At 72.8% G+C, this 16,734-nt stretch carries 20 protein-coding genes; 12 read left to right on the forward strand and 8 right to left on the reverse strand.

Annotation, left to right across the window (positions count from 1 at the left end; translation table 11 throughout):
* Window positions 1-14: 14 nt before the first annotated feature.
* The 4 genes from pstS to GA0070620_RS24435 form a co-directional block, all read right to left on the reverse strand.
* Window positions 15-1,121 (reverse strand): phosphate ABC transporter substrate-binding protein PstS, encoded by a 1,107-nt coding sequence (gene pstS, locus GA0070620_RS24420; RefSeq protein ID WP_091594586.1) that lies wholly within the window; start codon window positions 1,119-1,121, stop codon window positions 15-17.
* A 377-nt stretch (window positions 1,122-1,498) separates the two neighbouring features.
* Entirely contained in the window at window positions 1,499-2,422 is a 924-nt protein-coding gene (mshD, locus tag GA0070620_RS24425; RefSeq protein WP_091594588.1) for a mycothiol synthase, read from the reverse strand.
* An 81-nt stretch (window positions 2,423-2,503) separates the two neighbouring features.
* The gene (locus tag GA0070620_RS24430) at window positions 2,504-3,418 is read right to left on the reverse strand and encodes a polysaccharide deacetylase family protein (protein ID WP_091594590.1); all 915 of its coding nucleotides are present in this window, start codon (window positions 3,416-3,418) and stop codon (window positions 2,504-2,506) included.
* Window positions 3,419-3,510: 92 nt separating this feature from the next.
* Window positions 3,511-4,230 carry a winged helix-turn-helix transcriptional regulator gene (locus tag GA0070620_RS24435; RefSeq protein WP_197677662.1) on the reverse strand — a complete coding sequence of 240 codons (720 nt, stop codon included), beginning with the start codon at window positions 4,228-4,230 and terminating at the stop codon, window positions 3,511-3,513.
* A 243-nt stretch (window positions 4,231-4,473) separates the two neighbouring features.
* On the opposite strand from GA0070620_RS24435, the gene GA0070620_RS24440 reads away from it, so the two are divergent.
* The 7 genes from GA0070620_RS24440 to GA0070620_RS24465 all read left to right on the forward strand — a co-directional run bounded on the left by GA0070620_RS24440 (window position 4,474) and on the right by GA0070620_RS24465 (window position 9,681).
* Entirely contained in the window at window positions 4,474-5,523 is a 1,050-nt protein-coding gene (locus GA0070620_RS24440) for a hypothetical protein (RefSeq protein ID WP_091594594.1), read from the forward strand.
* A gap of 127 nt (window positions 5,524-5,650) precedes the next feature.
* Complete coding sequence (locus GA0070620_RS24445; RefSeq protein ID WP_091594595.1) at window positions 5,651-6,439, forward strand: LmeA family phospholipid-binding protein; 789 nt, start codon at window positions 5,651-5,653, stop codon at window positions 6,437-6,439.
* An 83-nt stretch (window positions 6,440-6,522) separates the two neighbouring features.
* Window positions 6,523-6,600 carry an Ms5788A family Cys-rich leader peptide gene (locus GA0070620_RS34165; protein WP_310503780.1) on the forward strand — a complete coding sequence of 26 codons (78 nt, stop codon included), beginning with the start codon at window positions 6,523-6,525 and terminating at the stop codon, window positions 6,598-6,600.
* Between the two features lie 205 nt (window positions 6,601-6,805).
* Window positions 6,806-7,654 carry a sulfurtransferase gene (locus GA0070620_RS24450; protein WP_091594597.1) on the forward strand — a complete coding sequence of 283 codons (849 nt, stop codon included), beginning with the start codon at window positions 6,806-6,808 and terminating at the stop codon, window positions 7,652-7,654.
* A 3-nt stretch (window positions 7,655-7,657) separates the two neighbouring features.
* Window positions 7,658-7,984, forward strand: coding sequence for a DUF1416 domain-containing protein (locus GA0070620_RS24455; protein ID WP_091594599.1), 327 nt, complete (start codon window positions 7,658-7,660; stop codon window positions 7,982-7,984).
* A 238-nt stretch (window positions 7,985-8,222) separates the two neighbouring features.
* Window positions 8,223-8,768: a winged helix-turn-helix domain-containing protein gene (locus GA0070620_RS24460; protein WP_091594601.1), complete on the forward strand. Its 546-nt coding sequence runs from the start codon at window positions 8,223-8,225 to the stop codon at window positions 8,766-8,768.
* Between the two features lie 55 nt (window positions 8,769-8,823).
* Entirely contained in the window at window positions 8,824-9,681 is an 858-nt protein-coding gene (locus GA0070620_RS24465; protein ID WP_091594603.1) for a hypothetical protein, read from the forward strand.
* Window positions 9,682-9,690: 9 nt separating this feature from the next.
* On the opposite strand, the gene GA0070620_RS24470 is transcribed toward GA0070620_RS24465, so the two are convergent.
* From GA0070620_RS24470 to GA0070620_RS24480, 3 genes are all read right to left on the reverse strand, one after another.
* Window positions 9,691-11,739: an amylo-alpha-1,6-glucosidase gene (locus tag GA0070620_RS24470; RefSeq protein WP_091594605.1), complete on the reverse strand. Its 2,049-nt coding sequence runs from the start codon at window positions 11,737-11,739 to the stop codon at window positions 9,691-9,693.
* Window positions 11,736-12,116, reverse strand: a complete 381-nt coding sequence (locus GA0070620_RS24475; protein ID WP_091594607.1) for an SCP2 sterol-binding domain-containing protein — start codon at window positions 12,114-12,116, stop codon at window positions 11,736-11,738. Before GA0070620_RS24475 ends, GA0070620_RS24470 begins: the two co-directional genes overlap by 4 nt.
* Window positions 12,117-12,206: 90 nt before the next feature.
* Window positions 12,207-12,569, reverse strand: coding sequence for a DsrE family protein (locus GA0070620_RS24480; protein ID WP_091594610.1), 363 nt, complete (start codon window positions 12,567-12,569; stop codon window positions 12,207-12,209).
* Window positions 12,570-12,592: 23 nt separating this feature from the next.
* On the opposite strand from GA0070620_RS24480, the gene mtfM reads away from it, so the two are divergent.
* Complete coding sequence (gene mtfM / locus GA0070620_RS34095) at window positions 12,593-12,697, forward strand: small membrane protein MtfM (protein ID WP_269456547.1); 105 nt, start codon at window positions 12,593-12,595, stop codon at window positions 12,695-12,697.
* 55 nt (window positions 12,698-12,752) lie between these two features.
* On the forward strand, window positions 12,753-13,346 hold the full coding sequence (locus tag GA0070620_RS24485; protein WP_091594612.1) for an FABP family protein: 594 nt from the start codon (window positions 12,753-12,755) through the stop codon (window positions 13,344-13,346).
* A 39-nt stretch (window positions 13,347-13,385) separates the two neighbouring features.
* Here GA0070620_RS24485 and GA0070620_RS24490 read toward each other — a convergent pair whose 3' ends face one another.
* Entirely contained in the window at window positions 13,386-14,264 is an 879-nt protein-coding gene (locus GA0070620_RS24490; protein ID WP_091594614.1) for an aminotransferase class IV, read from the reverse strand.
* 66 nt (window positions 14,265-14,330) lie between these two features.
* Here GA0070620_RS24490 and GA0070620_RS24495 point away from each other — a divergent pair, with 66 nt between their 5' ends.
* From GA0070620_RS24495 to GA0070620_RS24505, 3 genes are read left to right on the forward strand one after another with little or no spacing between them, the layout of a single operon-like run.
* Complete coding sequence (locus GA0070620_RS24495; protein ID WP_091594616.1) at window positions 14,331-14,759, forward strand: Fur family transcriptional regulator; 429 nt, start codon at window positions 14,331-14,333, stop codon at window positions 14,757-14,759.
* Window positions 14,756-15,868, forward strand: coding sequence for a CAF17-like 4Fe-4S cluster assembly/insertion protein YgfZ (gene ygfZ, locus GA0070620_RS24500; RefSeq protein WP_091594618.1), 1,113 nt, complete (start codon window positions 14,756-14,758; stop codon window positions 15,866-15,868). The genes GA0070620_RS24495 and ygfZ overlap by 4 nt, the downstream gene beginning before the upstream one ends.
* 23 nt (window positions 15,869-15,891) lie before the next feature.
* On the forward strand, window positions 15,892-16,719 hold the full coding sequence (locus tag GA0070620_RS24505; protein ID WP_091594620.1) for a BKACE family enzyme: 828 nt from the start codon (window positions 15,892-15,894) through the stop codon (window positions 16,717-16,719).
* Window positions 16,720-16,734: the final 15 nt, after the last annotated feature.

The raw sequence follows: 16,734 nt of genomic DNA on the forward strand, positions 1-16,734 counted from the left end.
GGTGGTGTGTCGGATCAGGCGATGTTCTTGACCGCGGCCTCGACCTTGGTCCGGACGCTCTCCGGCAGCGGGGCGTAGCCCAGCTCGGTCAGGGCCGACTGGCCCTCGTTGCTGGCGGCGTGGGCCAGGAAGCCCTTGACCAGCGCGAGCTTGTCGGCGGCGAGGCCCTTGCTGCAGACGATCTCGTAGGTGGTCAGGACGATCGGGTAGGCCCCGGCCTCCTTGGTGTTGTAGTCGATCGACAGCTTGAGGTCGTCGCCCTCGCCCTCGACCTTGGCGCCGGCGATGGTCTTACCGGCCGACTCGGCGGTCAGCGCGGCGAACTCGCCGTTGCCGTTGCCGATCTTGGCCATCTTCAGGCCGCCGTTCTCGGCGTACGACCACTCGACGTAGCCGATGGTGCCGGCCTGGCCCTTGATCGCGCTGGCGACGCCGTCCGACTTCGCGGCACCGGTGCCACCCGGGGCCTTCCACTCCTTCGCCTTGCCGAAGGTCCAGTCGGCCTCGGCGGTCTTGCTCAGGTAGTTGGTGAAGTTGTCGGTGGTGCCGGACGAGTCCGAGCGGTGCACCGCGTTGATGGCGGTCGACGGGAGCGTCGCGCTGGGGTTGTCGGCCTTGATCGCGGCGTCGTCCCACTTGGTCACCTTGCCGGCGAAGATCTTCGCCAGGGTGGCCGGCTTGAGCTGGAGGTTGTCCACGCCGTCGAGGTTGTAGGCGATGGCCACCGGGCCGATCACCATCGGCAGGTGGATGGCCTTGCCACCGACGCACTTGGCGTCGGCCTGCGGCTGCTCCTCCGGCTTGAGCGCGGAGTCGGAGCCGGCGAAGTCGGCGGTGCCGGCGATGAAGGCCTGGATGCCCGCGCCGGAGCCGGAGGGCTCGTAGTTAATCTTCGCACCGGAGCACTTCTGCTGGTACGCCTTGATCCACTCGTCCATGGCGTTCTTCTGCGCGGACGAGCCCTGGGCGTTGATCGTGCCGGTGGCGCAGTCGACCGCGGCGGCCGAGCCGGAGGCGCTGGCGCCGGACGCCGGCTCGTTGTTGTCCGAGCCGCATGCGCTGAGAGCGAACGTCGCGGTAAGAGCGAGCGAGGCAATCGCGCCGAGCCGCTGGAGCTTCACCTGAGGGGTTTCCCTTCACGTCTGACTTGGCGCCCCGTTCAGGGGCCCGGGGAGGACCGGCAGTGACCGGCTGATTCCACAAGTTAGGAGGGCCAGGTAGCCGGCTAGCCCGTCGCAAGTGAACGCAAGGTGAACAGGTTCGGCCGACGGAGTGTCCGCTCGCTGAGGGTGAGTTGTCCGTTAAGTGAACTCGCGTGCAGCTGTCGGAAGAATCCGTATATTCCCGGTTCTGCGTTATCCCGCCGAGGCGGCGCTGTTATCTCGCGGTGACCTGTCCCCGGCAGCCGTGGGGTGGGCATGCCTGATCGACTTCAGGACGCCCCGTGGCGGCGCCCCCGACGCCGTGAACCTGGCCCGGGAACCCGGGCCGGTGTGGCTCAGCCGAGCTGGTAGTTCACGTGCGCCGACCAGCGCAGGAAGCCGAGCCGCTCGTAGAGGGCCACCGCCGGGGTGTTCGACTCGTCGACGTAGAGCATCACCCGGTCCAGCCCGCGCCGGTCGCGCAGGTGGGCGAGTCCGGCATTGGTGAGCGCCCGGCCCAGCCCGCCTCGGTGGGTGGTCGGGTCGACCCCCAGCACGTAGACCTCGCCGATGCGGGCCGACCCCGGCCGCTCGTGCACCTTCGTCCAGTGGAAGCCGAGCAGGCGGCCGGTCGACTCCTCGACGGCGAGCAGGAAGCCGGCCGGGTCGAACCACGGTTCGGCGAGGCGTACGCGCAGGTCGTCGGCAGTCCACCGGCCCTGCTCGGGGTGCTCGGCGAAGGCCCGGGCGTTGAGGGCCAGCCAGTCCTCGTCGTCGGCGCCGGGCTGGAAGGCGCGCAGCGTCACGCCGTCGGGCAGTCGGGGCTCGGCGACCGGCGCGGTCAGCGAGCGGCGCAGTTGCCAGAGCACGCGGGCCCGGGCGAAGCCGAGGTCGACGGCGAGCGCGGCGGCCGACGGGTGGTCGCCGTGCGCCCAGGCACGCAGCGGGCCGGTGGCCGTGGCCAGGACGCCCCGCGCGAGGGCCCGTCCGGTGCCCCGCCGTCGGTACGCCGGGTGCACCACCAGCTCCACGCCGGTCGCGGCCGGGTCGCTGGTGTCCAGGTGCGCGTACCCGGTCAGGGTCCCGTCGTCGGCCCGGGCGGTCAGGTGCACGGCCGGCGCGTCCGGGTCGCGCAGTTGGAGCAGGCTGTGCTCGTCGAGCGGGTCCGCGCCGTCGGTGTCGCCGGCGGTCCGGGTCAGGGCCAGCACGTCGGCGACGGCGGGAGCGGACAGTCGGTCGGCCCGGGTGACCTGGTCGAGCGTGGGCTCAGCGCTGCTCATCCGATCACCGTAGCGGGCGGCTCCGGCGCGGCGCCGGGTGTCCCGCCGCCCCGGGTGTCCCGCCCCGCGTGGATCGCCGGTTCACGTCGGGTCGGTCGGCAGCGCCTCCAGCTCGAAGCGGGAGGTGAGGTCGGCCAGGATCCGGTGCAGCGCGTCCACGGTGCCCTGCCGGCTTCCGCCCGCGTCGTGCAACAGCACCACCGAGCCCGGCTCCACCGCGGCGAGCACGGACGTGGTGATCCGGCTTGCGCCCGGCGCCTCCCAGTCGGCGGGGTCCACCGTCCAGTGGATCGGGGTCATGCCGAGCGAGTGCGCCACGGAGACCACGGGATAGGTCCACGCGCCGCCCGGCTGGCGGTACCAGACGATCGGCGCGTCGGGCACCGCGGCCCGGATCGCGGCGTTGGTGCGCAGCAGGTCCCGCCGGATCTCGTCGGTCGAGCGGGAGCCGAGGGTCACGTCGTGGTTCCAGCTGTGGTTGCAGATGGTGTGCCCGTCGTCGACGATCGCCTGGACCAGGTCGGGATGGTTCTGCGCGTTCTCACCGACCAGGCAGAACGTAGCCCGTACGCCGTACTCCCGCAGGGCGGCCAGGACCTGGGGGGTGTACTGCGGGTCGGGTCCGTCGTCGAAGGTGAGCGCCACCTTCCCGTTGCCCGTGGTGGTATGTGCGCCGTAGAGGTTGTCGCCGCCGGCGTCCCGCCCGCTGCCGTCCTGGCCCGACTCGGTGGGACCGCCGCTCTGGGCGGCGGACGGCGAGGTGGTGTCGGACGGCTGGTCGGCGTAGTGCGGGGAAGGGCTCAGGTCGGCGGTCGTGCCGGTGGCCTGCCGGCGCGGCGACTGGTCGGGGACCAGGCTCCGGCCCAGGGCGTACGCCGAGCCGAGCAGCGCGGCCACGACGACGGTGACGATCACGACCGCCCGACCCGTCGAGCCGGGTCGGGTCAGCGTTCGTATCCGATCGAGCCAGTCGGCCGTCCCGCCCCCCGTGGCCATCCCGTACCCCTTCCGCAGCAGACCCGGCAGTCAGAATAGAACCGACGAGTCGCGCAAAAAGGGCATATGGGAAACAGTGGGGAGGGTGGGGATCAGACCGGCAGCGGCGCGGGCTCCGACTCGGGCAGCGAACGCGACGGCGGCACCACGAACTTGTAGCCCACCTGGCGCACCGTGCCGATCATCGACTCGTACTCGGAGCCGAGCTTGGCCCGCAGCCGGCGGACGTGGACGTCGACCGTGCGGGTGCCACCGAAGTAGTCGTAACCCCAGACCTCGCGCAGGAGTTGGTCGCGGGTGAACACCCGGCCCGGGTGCTGGGCGAGGAACTTCAGGAGCTCGAACTCCTTGTAGGTCAGGTCCAGCGGTCGACCCTTCAGCTTCGCGGCGTAGGTGTCGGGGTCGATCGTCAGCTCACCGGCCCGGATCGAGCCGCCGGCGCCGGTGATCGCGTTGTTCAGCCGGCCCACCGCGAGGCGCAGCCGGGCCTCCACCTCGGCCGGGCCGGCCGACGCCAGGATGACGTCGTCGACGCCCCAGTCGGCGTTGAGGGCGATCAGGCCCGCCTCGGTGACCACCGCGACCAGCGGCACGCCCAGGCCGGTCGCGTGCAGCATCCGGCAGGTCGCCCGGGCCTCGCTCAGCTCGGAACGCGCGTCGACCAGGACCGCGTCCGGGCTCGGACCGGCGACCAGGGTGCGGACGTCGCGCGGCGCGGTGCGGACCGAGTGCGGCAGCAGGTCGAGTGCCGGCAGCACCACGGACGGTTCACCTGCGCGTGCGCTCACCAACAGCAGGATCTCCACGATCACCTCCGTCCCGGCGGCCTCGTGGCCGCGCGCGACCAGCGACACTCCGGGTGGGGTGCGCTGAGAACTAACGTGGGTCCCGGCGTCGCTGACGGGCGGGTAACGCGTTGAGCGTAACGGATCGTCCGCGCTGCGCCCTCGGGGCATTTCCCGTTTGTTCGCTTTGCCCTCGATCGCGGTGCACTTTTTAACGTTGCCGAAACCCGTGGACTCCGCGTCCCCGGCCCGGTCTGGCACGATCGGGGCGTGTTTCCCTCCACCTCGCCCGAGACCGGCCGGGACTCGTGGTCCGACGGCCCTCCCCCGGGGCAGCCCTATGGCCAGCCGCCGTCGCCGCGCACCGGCCCGGGCGTCGACGACGGTGACCGTCGCGAGCGCAGCGGCCCTCGGCGGGCACGGCGCGGCGGTGAACCGGCTCGCCGGCCCGACGATCCCGCGGCCGACGAACCGGACGAGGAGATCGTGCCGCCGGTCGAGGTGCGCCGGTCGCTCTCGGTCGCCGTCGCCGGCTTCGCCGCTCTGCTCGGGGTCGGCCTGGTGCTCGGCGCGCAGACCTCCGGGCCGGGGCACCGGCTGCCGTTCGCGGTCATCATCTTCGGCGTCCAACTGCTCTTCGTGCTCGCCTGGACGATGGCCATGCGGCCGCCCGCGATGCTGGTGGTGGCGCTGCTGAGCGTCGGCGCGGCCGCGGTGGCCGACACCGCCGCGGTGCAGACCGAGATCGCCGGCCTGGCGCCGCTGGGTTACGTCGCGGCGGGTGGGTTCGTGCTCGGCGTGCTCGGTCAACTGGTCCGCCGCGTCGACCGGGTGCGGGTCACCGACTCCCTGGGCACCACCCTGCTGATCGTCGTGGGCGTGGTCGCGTTCGGCACGCTGATCGTGCTGAGCCGGATCCCCGCCGGCACCCAGGCCATCACCGTCTGTCTCACCGCCAGCGGCGTCGCGCTCACCGTCGCCCGGCTGGTCGACGCCGTCGCGGCCTGGCCCCGGCTCGCACCGCAGGTGCCCCGGGGCGCGGCCGGCGTGGTCGGCGGCGCGATGGTCGGCACGCTGGTCAGCGCTGTGCTCGGCAGCTACCTCGTCACGCCGTTCACCCCGACCCGGGCCGCGATCATCGGCCTGGTCGCGGCGGTCGCCGCCGTCCTGGCCGACCTCGCCGTGGGGTACGCGGAGGCGGGGCGACTGATGGCCGGCGAGCCGCCGACGATGTGGGTCGCGCGGCACATGCAGGGCCCGCTCGGCGGCTTCGCCCTGGCCGCGCCGGCGGCCTACGCGATGTGCATGTTCGTCCTCTGACCGGACGGTTGAGCCCGAGTCCGGTGGGGTACCAACGGTGCGCCGTTCGGCGGCATCGGCAGTGACGAGCCGCGCGGCACCGGCAGTGCCGGGCCGCCCGGCGCGGCAGCGGAGATCAGGAGGCGGCGTGGCCCAGGTCCAACCGGCGTACGAGGAACGTCCCCGGCGACGGGGGCGTCGGGCGCTCGTGGTGCTCGTCGTCCTGCTCCTGGTGCTGGCCGGCCTCCTGGTCGTCGCCGACCGGGTCGCGGTCGGGGTGGCCGAGCGGGCCATCGCCGACCAGGTCCGTCAGGAGGTCGCCAAGCAGCAGGCGCAGTCCGCCCCGCCGGAGGTCGAGGTGGGCGGGTTCCCGTTCCTGACCCAGGTGCTCGACGGCCGCTACGAGCGCATCTCCATCGTGCTGCGCGAGGTGCGCGGCTCGGTGCAGGGCGACGCGATCAGCCTGCCGACGCTCGATGTGGACGCCCGCGACGTACGCGCCTCGCTGGACACCCTCCGCTCCGGGCAGGGTGAGGTGGTCGCCGAGACGGTGAACGGCACCGCCACCATCAGCTACGACAGCCTGGCCGCCCTGCTGGACCGGCCCGGGCTCAAGCTCAGCGAGCAGGGCGGCAAGCTCGCCGTCACCGCCCCGGTCGACATCCTCGGCCAGCAGCTCACCGTCACCGGCACCGCCGACGTGACGGTCGGCGAGCAGGGCAAGGTCGGCCTGCGGTTCAACGACCTCAACGCGGAGGGGCTGCCGAACCTCCCGCTGGCACGCACCCTGCTCAACAACTACGCCCGCGGCATCTCGATCGACGTGCCGCTGCCCGACCTGCCGTTCCAGCTCGCCCTGCGCGAGGTCCGGCCGCAGCCCGAGGGGCTGACGGTCACCGCGGACGCGAAGAACGTACCGCTCAACGCCGCCGGTTGACCGGCGGCGCCCGCGGCGGCCGGTGTCCCGGATGCTGGTCGTCCCGGTAGCGCCACCGGCGGTGACTGGTAGGCTGCGTCACCATGGGGACCCACCTCACCAAACGGCGCGCGGTCGACCTGTGCCGCGTGGCCACCTGCCTGTGTCGCCCCGTCATCTGACGGCGGGGCTGTCCTCGGTCGCCTGACGCGACCACTGGCGCGGAGGGTCCTCCACCCTCCGGTGCTTCCCCTTTCGCCCGGCAGCGGCGCCGTCGCACGAACCCGTGATCCGTCCTTCGCATGGGACCCGCGCGTGGTGCGACAACTTCCATATCCCGATCTCCGCGCGCTGGCTCACCGTCCATCCTCACCAGGGAGTGATCTGATGAGTCGCGACACCGCACTCGTCTCGGCCGACTGGGCCGAGAAGAACCTCGACGCCCCGGGCGTCGTCTTCGTCGAGGTCGACGAGGACACCTCGGCCTACGACACCGGCCACATCGCCGGCGCGATCAAGCTGGACTGGAAGACCGACCTGCAGGACCCGGTGCGCCGGGACTTCGTCAACAAGACCCAGTTCGAGGCGCTCCTGTCGGAGCGCGGCATCGCCAACGACGACACCGTCATCCTCTACGGGGGCAACAACAACTGGTTCGCCGCCTACGCGTACTGGTACTTCAAGCTCTACGGCCACCGGGACGTCAAGCTGCTCGACGGCGGCCGCAAGAAGTGGGAGCTCGACGCCCGTCCGCTGGTCAAGGACGCGGTGACCCGCCCGGCCACCCGGTACGTGGCGCAGGAGCCGGACACCTCCATCCGCGCCTTCCGTGACGAGGTGGTCGCCGCCATCGGCACCAAGAACCTCGTCGACGTGCGCTCGCCCGACGAGTACGCCGGTCGGCTGCTCGCCCCCGCGCACCTGCCGCAGGAGCAGGCCCAGCGGGGCGGGCACGTGCCCACGGCGATCAGCGTGCCGTGGTCGAAGGCGGCCAACGAGGACGGCACCTTCAAGTCCGACGACGAGCTGCGCAAGATCTACGCCGACGCCGGGCTGGACGACAGCCGGGAGACCATCGCCTACTGCCGGATCGGTGAGCGCTCTTCGCACACCTGGTTCGTGCTCCAGGAGCTGCTCGGCCACCGCAGCGTGAAGAACTACGACGGCTCCTGGACCGAGTACGGTTCGCTGGTGGGCGTGCCGGTCGCGCTCGGCGACGAGCCGGGGGAGGCCTGAGCCATGACCGCCGCTTCGACCGCCGCCAGTTGCGCCGCTCCGGACCAGGCCGCTCCCCTGCCGGCGAGCCTGGACCTGGAGAAGGAGACCGTCATCACCGGTGTCGTCACCTCCGCGGAGGGTGAGGCCGTGTCGGGCGCGTACGTCCGACTGCTCGACTCCACCGGTGAGTTCACCGCCGAGGTGGTGACCTCGGCCGCCGGGCAGTTCCGGTTCTTCGCGGCGCCGGGCACCTGGACCCTGCGTGCCCTCTCCCGGCACGGCAACGGCGACGCCGCCGTCACCGCCGGGCGGGGCATCAACGAGGTGGGCGTCACCGTCGCCTCCTGACCCACGCTCTGATCGACCGGGGCCGGTCACCCGCACGGGTGGCCGGCCCCGGTCGTGTGCCGAGCCCCGCCGCCCGCCGCCTCTGCCGGGTACCGCCGCTCGCGCCGACTCGCCGAATCGCCCGAACGCGGTGACGAAAGTCGATGTGTGCCGGTAGGGTGGTGCCCGAGCCCCATCGGCGTTCGTCTCTGCGGATGGGTGGGAGCTTCTCACGTCAGCAACCGCCGTGGGAGGCAGCGTGTCCAGAGAAGGCGTTCCCATCGTCGTCTGCGTCAGCGCGGACGTCGCGGTGCGAGAACGGGTGGTGCGTCGCCTCGACGGGGTGGCGCCGGTGGTGAGCTGCGCCGATCTCACCGAACTGCGCGCCGTGCTGTTCGCGCCGCAGGTGGCCACCGCGCCGACGGAGGACCCGACGCCCGTCGCGCCGGCCGACGAGTGCGCCGGTGCTCCCGACGACCCGCCGGACGGGCCGGTCGGCTGGGGCGACCTGCTCGTCGACCGGGTCGGCCATCTCGTCACCTGGCGGGGCGAGCCGCTGGCCCTGACCCGCACCGAGCGCGAGATCCTCGCCCGGCTGATCAGCCCGCCGATCTCGGTGTGGACCTACGAGCGGCTGTTCGCCGCCGTGTGGGGCGGCGACTACCTGGGCGACGCGGCGGTGCTGCACTCGGCGGTCAAGCGACTGCGGCACAAGCTGCGGCCCCTGCCGGGCGGGCCGCGGGTGCACACGGTGCGCGGCGTCGGATACCGGCTGGACGCCGCGCCGCCGTCGACCGCCGGTTGATCCCCGACCGCCACGCGCCGCCGGGCGCACGGACGCCGCGTGACACCATGACCGGGTGAGCGGTGCAGTCCAGGCGGGTTTCGCGCCACCGACCGGTCCCGACGCGCCCGTGCCCGCGCGGCCCCGGCGGCGTTGGCTGCTCGTCGCGACCGTCGCCTGGGCGCTGCTGCTCGCGTTGCTGACCTGGCTCTCCGTCCGCGACGACCCGCCGACCGTACGCGAGCAGCGCAGCCTCGCCGAGGCGGGACCTCGGGCGGACCGGGCCACCGGCGAGTTGGCCGCGGCGGCCGGCCCGAGCGCGTTGCTGGAGCTGACCCCGCCGCAACTCGACCGGGGTTGCCGGGTCACCCCGTTCGCCGACGGGGCCGCCCTCACCCGCGGCGTCGAGGTGGCCGTCGCCGAGGGCGGCGAACGGGAGCTGCTGGACCGGATCGCCGAACGGCTGCCGGCAAGGTGGCGGGCCGGGGTGCGGCTGACACCGGACGGGCCCCGGCTGCGCGCCGACGCCGGCGAGTTCGTCGCGGTCGACGGGCGACCCGCCGGGGACGGTCGGATTCGGTTGACCGTCCGCACCGGCTGCCGGCCGCTCGGCGACGGCTACCCGTCGGTCAGCGCGCCCGCCGGTGCCGAGACCGCCGCCCTCGCCGACGCCCTGCGCGCCCTCGGCCAGCCGGCGCAGGCGGCTCCTCACCTGGTCAGCGCGCCCTGCCCCGGCGGCGGCGTCGCGCGGACCGCCCGCGTCGACGGGCTCACCACCTCGACCGGCCTGGCCGTCGCCCTCGGTCCGCTCGCCACCGGCGGGCCGGCCCTGGAAACCGCCGACACGTACGCCTACCGCACCGGCCCGCTCACCGTCCTGGCCACGACGGCCGTCGAGTCTCCCCGGGTGAGCGCCACCGCGCCCTGTGCCTGACCCGCCGGGTCACTGGTGCAGGTGCGTGTGGTTCCGGCTTCGGCCGAGAGCGTCCACCGCGCCCCACCGGCCCGGGATGTCGAGCAGTTCGATGCGACCCATGCCCTCCGGTACGGCCGGGTCGATGATCAGGTGCTCGCCCTGCGGCTCCAGGCCGAGCATGACCCGCAGCATCAGCAGCGGGGTGCCGGTCGACCACGCCTGGGGGCTGCACGCCGTCGGATACCGCACCGGGTAGTCGGTGAGGTCGCGCTCGTACCCGGCGAACGCCTCCGGCAGCCGCCCGCCGAAGAACTCCGACGCGGCCAGGATCCCGTCGCAGACCCGCCCGGCCTCCTCGCGGTAGCCGTAGCGCCACAGACCCCAGGCGATGATCGAGTTGTCGAACGGCCAGACCGTGCCGACGTGGTAGCCGATCGGGTTGTAGCGCCCCTGGTCGTCGGCGAGCGTGCGCACGCCCCAGCCGGAGAAGAGCCGTGGGCCGAGCAGGTGGTTGACGATCCGGCCGGCCCGGGACTCGTCGACGATGCCGCTCCACAGCAGGTGGCCGATGTTCGAGGTGAGCGCGTCCACCTGCCGCCCCTCCGCGTCCAGGGCGAGCGCGTAGTACTCCTTCTCCGGGATCCAGAAGTCGCGGTTGAACCGGAGCTTCAGCTCGGCGGCCTCCCGTTCGAGCCGGTCGGCGTACGCCGGGTCGTTCCAGAACTTCCGGGCCAGCCGCGCCCCACGGATCTTCGCGTCGTACGCGTACCCCTGGAGTTCACAGGTGGCGCGGGGGAACCCGGGCAGCCTCCCGTCGGCGAACGAGATGCCGTCCCAGGAGTCCTTCCAGCACTGGTTCGCCAGCCCGGTCTCCGGGTTACGGGTCTGGTACCAGATGTAGCCGGTGCCGAGCAGGTCGCCGTACGTGTCGATCCACTCCAGTGCGCCCCGTACCTGTGATTCGAGCAGCCGTACCAGTTGGGTGTCCCCGGTCCACCGCTCGTACTCGTCGAGCAGGATGACGAAGAGCGGGGTGGCGTCGGCCGACCCGTAGTACGGCGAGTGCGGCTGCTCCTCGAAGCCGGCCATCTCGCCGTACCGCAGCTCGTGGAGGATCTTCCCGGGCTCCTCGTCCCGGAAATCGTCCACCCGGGTGCCCTGGAGGCCGCCGAGGATCTGGATGGTCGGCGGGATCAGCTCCGGCAGGAACGGCACGACCTGCAGCGACGTGAAGATGCTGTCCCGCCCGAACAGCGTCATGAACCAGGGCAGCCCGGCGGCGAGCAGCCGCACCCCGAGCGCGATCGACTCGTAGCGCAGGGCGGCCAGGTCGTTGAGGCTGCGCCGGTACGCCCCACTGAGCGGTTGGCAGTCGCAGCCGAGTTTCGGTGCCCGCTCGATCAGCTCGTTCTGCTCGGCGTGGATCGTGTCCGCGCTCCGGCTGCCGCCGTACGGCAGGGTTGCCCGGATATCCTCGCCCCGGGCGCCGTAGACGACCGTCGCCACGTGCAGCCGGGTGGTCCACTCGCCGTGCCCGTCGATGCGGACCCGGTAGGTCATGCCCGACACGTCGATGTCGGCCGGTTCGCTGGTGGTGATCTGGGCCTCCCGGTGGAAGGCGTCCCGGCGGTACGTGAGCCGCAGTTCCCGCCCGCTCACCGCGGCCGTCGTCCGGCCCTTCTTCTGCCGCACGTTCTTGATCTCGAAGAGGTCGGCGAAGTCGCTGCCGATGTCGAGGCGCAGGGTGAAGTCGACCGGCTCGCGCGAGTGGTTGAGGACGGTCAACTCCTCGTCGAAGCTCCCGCCGATCGCGCGGCTGCGGATCAGCGACACCTTCGCGTCCAGGTAGTGGGACGGTTCGCCGGGCGCCAGGAAGTAGCGGGTGCGGTAGCTCTCCTCGTCGTCGATGGAGAGCGGCTGCAGCCGGCTTCCGTCGACCGTCAGGATCCAGGTGGAGAGGAAGCGGGTGTCGAAGGAGAAGAGGCCGGTGGGGAAGTCGTACGACGGTTCGATGTCCCCGCGCTGGTCGGTCACCAGGAAGGTGTTGCCGTCCAGGATGCTGACCAGGTCCTTCACGTCAGCCGCCCGGTCTGCCGCCGGGCCACCTCACGCGGGTCCCGGGTGCCCGGCGGGTCGGGGAAGAACCTCCGGAACGCGAGGAACAGGACGACGTTGCCGCTGAAGGTGCTCTCGTTGCGCAGCACCGCGGAGACCCCCTGCGCCTGGCCGCTCACCAGCCGGTCGAAGAGGTCCTCGCTGCTGTACCAGATGGCGTCGGCCGGGCCGCGGTTGCGGCTCACCTCGACCGCGCCGGGGCGCATCCGGACCAACCAGTGGTCGGTCCCGTCGCCGGTGTCGAGGTCGATCTGGAGGGTCCCGCTGACCAGCCCGCGCAGGACCTCGGGGGCGCGCGCCGGCAGTGCTTCGAAGAACCGCTCGGTCGCCGCGCCCACACCCGAATCGTAGGCAGCAACCCGGCATGTCGGGTCGGTATCGGCACTCCACCCGGATCGGGTCAAAGCGGCTCGGGACGGCCTCGGGGATCAGTAGACCAGAGCCTGCGCGCCCTCGGCCATCGCCTCCTCGACGAAGACCGCCGCGCCGGCGATCCGTACGCCGGGCAGCACGTCGTCCGGGCCGATCTCGCGGCGGGCCGCGCACTGGGTGCAGGCGGTGACGGTGCCGCTGGTGAGGATGACGTGCAGCAGTTCGGCCAGCGGGGCGGAGTGCGGCAACTCGAACTCCTGGGCGCGGCCAGGTAGGGCGAACCAGGTGGATTCCCCGGTCAGCCACAGCGAGACGTCCACACCGGCCGCGACCGCCGTGGCGGCCACGGTGAACGCCTGGGCGCACCGCTCCGGGGCGTCCGCGCCGGCGGTGGCCTTGACGACGAGAGAGCGGGCCATGCCGCCAGCATAGGATGGCCAGGATGGTCACCGAGATCGGGTTTGTCAGCCTGTTGGTCGCCGGCCTGGGCGCGCTCGCCGGTGGCCTGGTGTACGTGGCCGTCCGCATCTCGAGAGGAAACTGGTGAGCGCGAGGAGTGAGCCGGGTTTGCGAGCCCCGCAGTCGCGAACGAAGGTCGTCCGGTGAGCGACGACAACCCGCTGGCGCCACCCCCGTGGCTGAACGCGCCGCCGGTGGACGCGTACCCCTACGAGGAGAGCCACGACCTGCGCGTGGGCCCGAAGCTGCATCCCACGCTGGACGGTCTGCTGCCCTACGTCGGCGTGTGGCGCGGGCGTGGCCGGGGTGGTTACCCGACGATCGAGGACTTCGACTTCGCGCAGGAGATCCGGATCAGTCACGACGGGCGGCCGTTCCTGTTCTACGAGTCCCGGGCGTGGATCCTCGACGAACAGAGCCGTCCGGTGCGCCCGGCCGGCCGCGAGGTCGGCTGGTGGCGTCCGGTGCTGGACGGTGAGCGGGCCACCGGCGAGTTGGAGGTGCTGTTCAGCACGCCGACCGGGGTGATGGAGCTCTACCTCGGCCGCCGCAACGGCACCCAGGTCGAGTTGGTGACCGACGCGGTGGTGCGGACGTCGACGGCCAAGGAGGTCACCGGCGGGCACCGGCTCTTCGGCATCGTCGAGGGCGCGTTGCTGTACGCGCAGGAGATGGCCGCGGTGGGACAGGGCCTGCACCCGCACCTGTCCGCGCGACTCCTCCGCGTCGCCGGCTGACCCTCCGGGTGGGCGGCGGTCACCGCCGCCCACCCGGGATCACCCGGCGTCGGGTGCCGGGTCCGGCTGCTCGGGGACGGGAAAACCGACGAGTTTCTGCAGCGGCGCGGTGTGCGGGCTGCGGGACCGTGGCCGGCCGTCGAGGGCGGTGACCTCGGCGAGCCCTCGGACGGACGAGCTGAGCCAGACCCCGTCCGCCTCGTGCAGTTCGGCCGGGGTGACCATCCGTTCCGCGGCGTCGAGACCCACGTCGGCGGCGTGCGCGAGCAGCCAGGCCGCCGTGGTGCCGGGCAGGATGCCGGTGCGGGCGGCGGGCACGGTGCAGAGGGTGCCGTCGGTCACCCACACGAGGTTCGCGCTGGGCCCCTCCAGCGCGTACCCGTCGGAGGAGACCCAGAGCACGTCGTCGACACCGGCCCGCCGCGCCCAGCGGCGGGCGGCCGTGCTGACCGCGTACGACGTGGACTTGACCCCGGCCGGCAGCCAGTCCAGTGCGATCCGCGCCTCGGCCGGCACGCCGTACGGCAGGGTCGCGATCGTGATCCCGGTGGCCCGGGCCCGCCGGGACGCGGCGGCGACCTCGGTGAGGGTGGCGTAGACGGTCGGTGGGCCGCCGTCCTCGGGCCCCCGGGTGCAGACCAGCCGCAGGGCGCCCTCGACCTCGGTCGGCCAGCCGGCCCGGACGGCGTCCAGCAGGCCGACCAGCACCGCCCGGGGCGGCAGGGTCAGCTCGATCGCGTCGGCGGAGCGCGTCAGCCGGGCCAGGTGCTCGTCGCGCAGCCACGGCCGCCCGTCGCGCAGGTGCATGGTCTCGAAGAGCCCGTCACCCCGCAGGACGCCCAGGTCGTCGCCGCGCAGCACCGGCTCGCCGGCGGACACGGTGCCGCGGCCGAGCACGGCGATCCTCGATGTCACCATGAGCGCCGAGCCTAGCGTCGGTCGCGGTCCCCCGGGAGCGTCGCGACGACGAACTATGATCGGACGGTGTCCGAGTCCTCCCTCGCGGAAATGCTCCGTTCCCGTGGCCTGCGGTTGACGGCGCAGCGGCAGCTCGTCCTCCAGGCGGTGTTGGATCTCGGACACGCCACGCCCGAGCAGGTGCACACGGCGGTCCGCGAGGTCGCCGCAGGCGTGAACATCACCACCATCTACCGGACGCTGGAGCTGCTGGAGCGGCTCGGCCTGGTGACCCACACCCACCTGTCGCACGGCTCACCGACCTACCACGCGGCCGGCGAGCACCAGCACGTCCACCTGGTCTGCCGGCAGTGCGGCGCAATCGACGAGGTGGATCCGGAGCTGTTCCGGCCGCTCGCCGACGAGCTGGCCGCCCAGCGGGGGTTCCGGGTCGACATCGGGCACGTGTCGCTCTTCGGCGTCTGTGGGAGTTGCGAGAACGGGGACCAGGAATGATCGACATCGCGGGCGCGGTGGCCGTCGAGAGCATCGACGAGGCCAGCCGGGACCAGCCGGAGCCGGCACACGCCGCCGCCGGGGTGCGCGGGGTCGCCGCCCACTACGGCGACCCGATGCGGGAGCAGCGTGTCCTCGCGAGCGCGGTGGGCCTGGTGGACCGGTCCCACCGGGGCGTCGTCGCGGTGCCGGGGGAGGAGCGGGCCAGTTGGCTGCACACGCTCACCACCCAGCACCTGGCCGACCTGGTGGCCGGCGAGGGGACGGAGCTGCTGGTGCTCTCCCCGCACGGGCACATCGAGCAGCACGCGATGGTCGCCGAGGACGGCGTCACCACCTGGCTGGACACCGAGCCCGGCGCGACCGGTGGGCTGCTGGGCTACCTGGAGAAGATGCGGTTCTTCAGCAAGGTCGAGCCGCGCGACGTCACCCCCGACCACGCCCTGCTCTCGCTGGTCGGCCCGGAGGCGACCGGCGCGCTGGAGACGCTCGGCGTCAGCGGGCTCGCGGCGCCCGACGCGGTCGCGGTGCCGGGCCCGAAGTTCCGGCACGGCGAGGTGCCGCCACGGCCCACCGTGCGCTACGCGGTCGCGCCGCTGCCCGCGGGCGGCTGGGCCCGCCGGGTGCCGCTGGGCGTGGACCTGCTGGTGCCCCGGGAGAGCATGGACCAGGTGGTCGCGGAGCTGCGCGGCGCCGGGGTGCCGCCGGTGGGGCTGTGGGCGTACGAGGCGATCCGGGTGGCCGCCCGCCGGCCGCGGGTCGGGGTGGACACCGACCACCGAACCATCCCCGCCGAGGTGGGTCTGATCGGCCCGGCGGTCCACCTGGACAAGGGGTGTTACCGGGGGCAGGAGACGGTGGCCCGGGTGCACAACCTGGGCCGCCCGCCGCGTCGTCTGGTCCTGCTGCACCTGGACGGCGTCACCACCGACCAGCCGCCGGCCGCGGGCACGCCGCTGACCCTCGACGGACGGACGGTCGGCTTCGTCGGCACGGCCGTGCACCACCACGAGCTGGGCCAGATCGCCCTGGCGGTGGTGAAGCGCAACGTCCCGGAGGAGTCCCGCCTCATGATCGACGGCATCGTGGCGGCCATCGACCCCGACTGACCACGGCGTCTAGGATCCCCGGCATGACGACAGGGACGTTGATCACGGTTGCCCCCACCGGCGCGGAGTCGGCCAAGGCGGAGGTTCCGGCGCTGCCGGTGACCCTCGACGAGCTGCTGCTCACCGCGAAGGAGTGCGAGGCGCTCGGCGCCGCCGTGATCCACGTCCACATCCGGGACGACGTGGCCCGGCCCACCCTCGACCAGGGCCGGCTGCGGGAGACCGTGGCCGCGCTGCGCGAGAGCACCGACCTGATCGTGCAGCTCTCCTCCGGCGGCGCGGTCACCGACCCGGAGGCCGACCGGCTCGCGGTGCTGGACGCGGGGCCGGACATGGCCTCCTGCACCATGGGCACGGTCAACTTCGGCGACGACGTCTTCCTCAACCGCTGGGAGTTCATCGTCGACCTGCACACCCGCATGCAGGAGCGGGGCGTCGTGCCCGAGTACGAGATCTTCGACCTCGGCCACCTGACCGCGCTCCAGCGGCTGCTCGGCAGGTACGGCCTCCCGCACGGCGGCCACGTCCACGTCGACTTCGTGATGGGCGTGCCGGGCGGCATGCCGGGCACCACGGAGACGCTGGTCGCCGCCCGACAGATGCTGCGGGACCTGCCGGACGGCACCACCTTCTCCGCCACCGGCATCGGGCGCAGCACCATTCCGGTGCTGCTGGCCTCGCTGTCGACGGGCGGGCACCTGCGGGTGGGCATGGAGGACACGGTCACCTACGCCAAGGGCCGGCCGGTGGAGTCCAACATGCAGCTGGTCGCCCGTGCGGTGGGCTTCGCCCAGCTCGCCCAGCGTCCGCCGCTGACCACGGCCGAGGCCCGGGAGCTACTCGGCCTGTAAGGGCAGCCCCGTTCG

Origin of the sequence: Micromonospora krabiensis (assembly GCF_900091425.1) — a bacterium.
Classification (GTDB): Bacteria; Actinomycetota; Actinomycetes; order Mycobacteriales; family Micromonosporaceae; genus Micromonospora; species Micromonospora krabiensis.

Excerpts from the sequence above, each read along its gene's own strand:
- GA0070620_RS24455 (WP_091594599.1), top strand. The coding sequence starts at position 7,658 with ATGACCGCCGCTTCGACCGCCGCCAGTTGCGCCGCTCCGGACCAGGCC.
- GA0070620_RS24490 (WP_091594614.1), bottom strand. The coding sequence starts at position 14,264 with ATGGTGACATCGAGGATCGCCGTGCTCGGCCGCGGCACCGTGTCCGCC.
- GA0070620_RS24450 (WP_091594597.1), top strand. The coding sequence starts at position 6,806 with ATGAGTCGCGACACCGCACTCGTCTCGGCCGACTGGGCCGAGAAGAAC.
- GA0070620_RS24430 (WP_091594590.1), bottom strand. The coding sequence starts at position 3,418 with ATGGCCACGGGGGGCGGGACGGCCGACTGGCTCGATCGGATACGAACG.
- mshD (WP_091594588.1), bottom strand. The coding sequence starts at position 2,422 with ATGAGCAGCGCTGAGCCCACGCTCGACCAGGTCACCCGGGCCGACCGA.
- GA0070620_RS24480 (WP_091594610.1), bottom strand. The coding sequence starts at position 12,569 with ATGGCCCGCTCTCTCGTCGTCAAGGCCACCGCCGGCGCGGACGCCCCG.
- ygfZ (WP_091594618.1), top strand. The coding sequence starts at position 14,756 with ATGATCGACATCGCGGGCGCGGTGGCCGTCGAGAGCATCGACGAGGCC.
- GA0070620_RS24505 (WP_091594620.1), top strand. The coding sequence starts at position 15,892 with ATGACGACAGGGACGTTGATCACGGTTGCCCCCACCGGCGCGGAGTCG.
- GA0070620_RS34165 (WP_310503780.1), top strand. The coding sequence starts at position 6,523 with ATGGGGACCCACCTCACCAAACGGCGCGCGGTCGACCTGTGCCGCGTG.
- mtfM (WP_269456547.1), top strand. The coding sequence starts at position 12,593 with ATGGTCACCGAGATCGGGTTTGTCAGCCTGTTGGTCGCCGGCCTGGGC.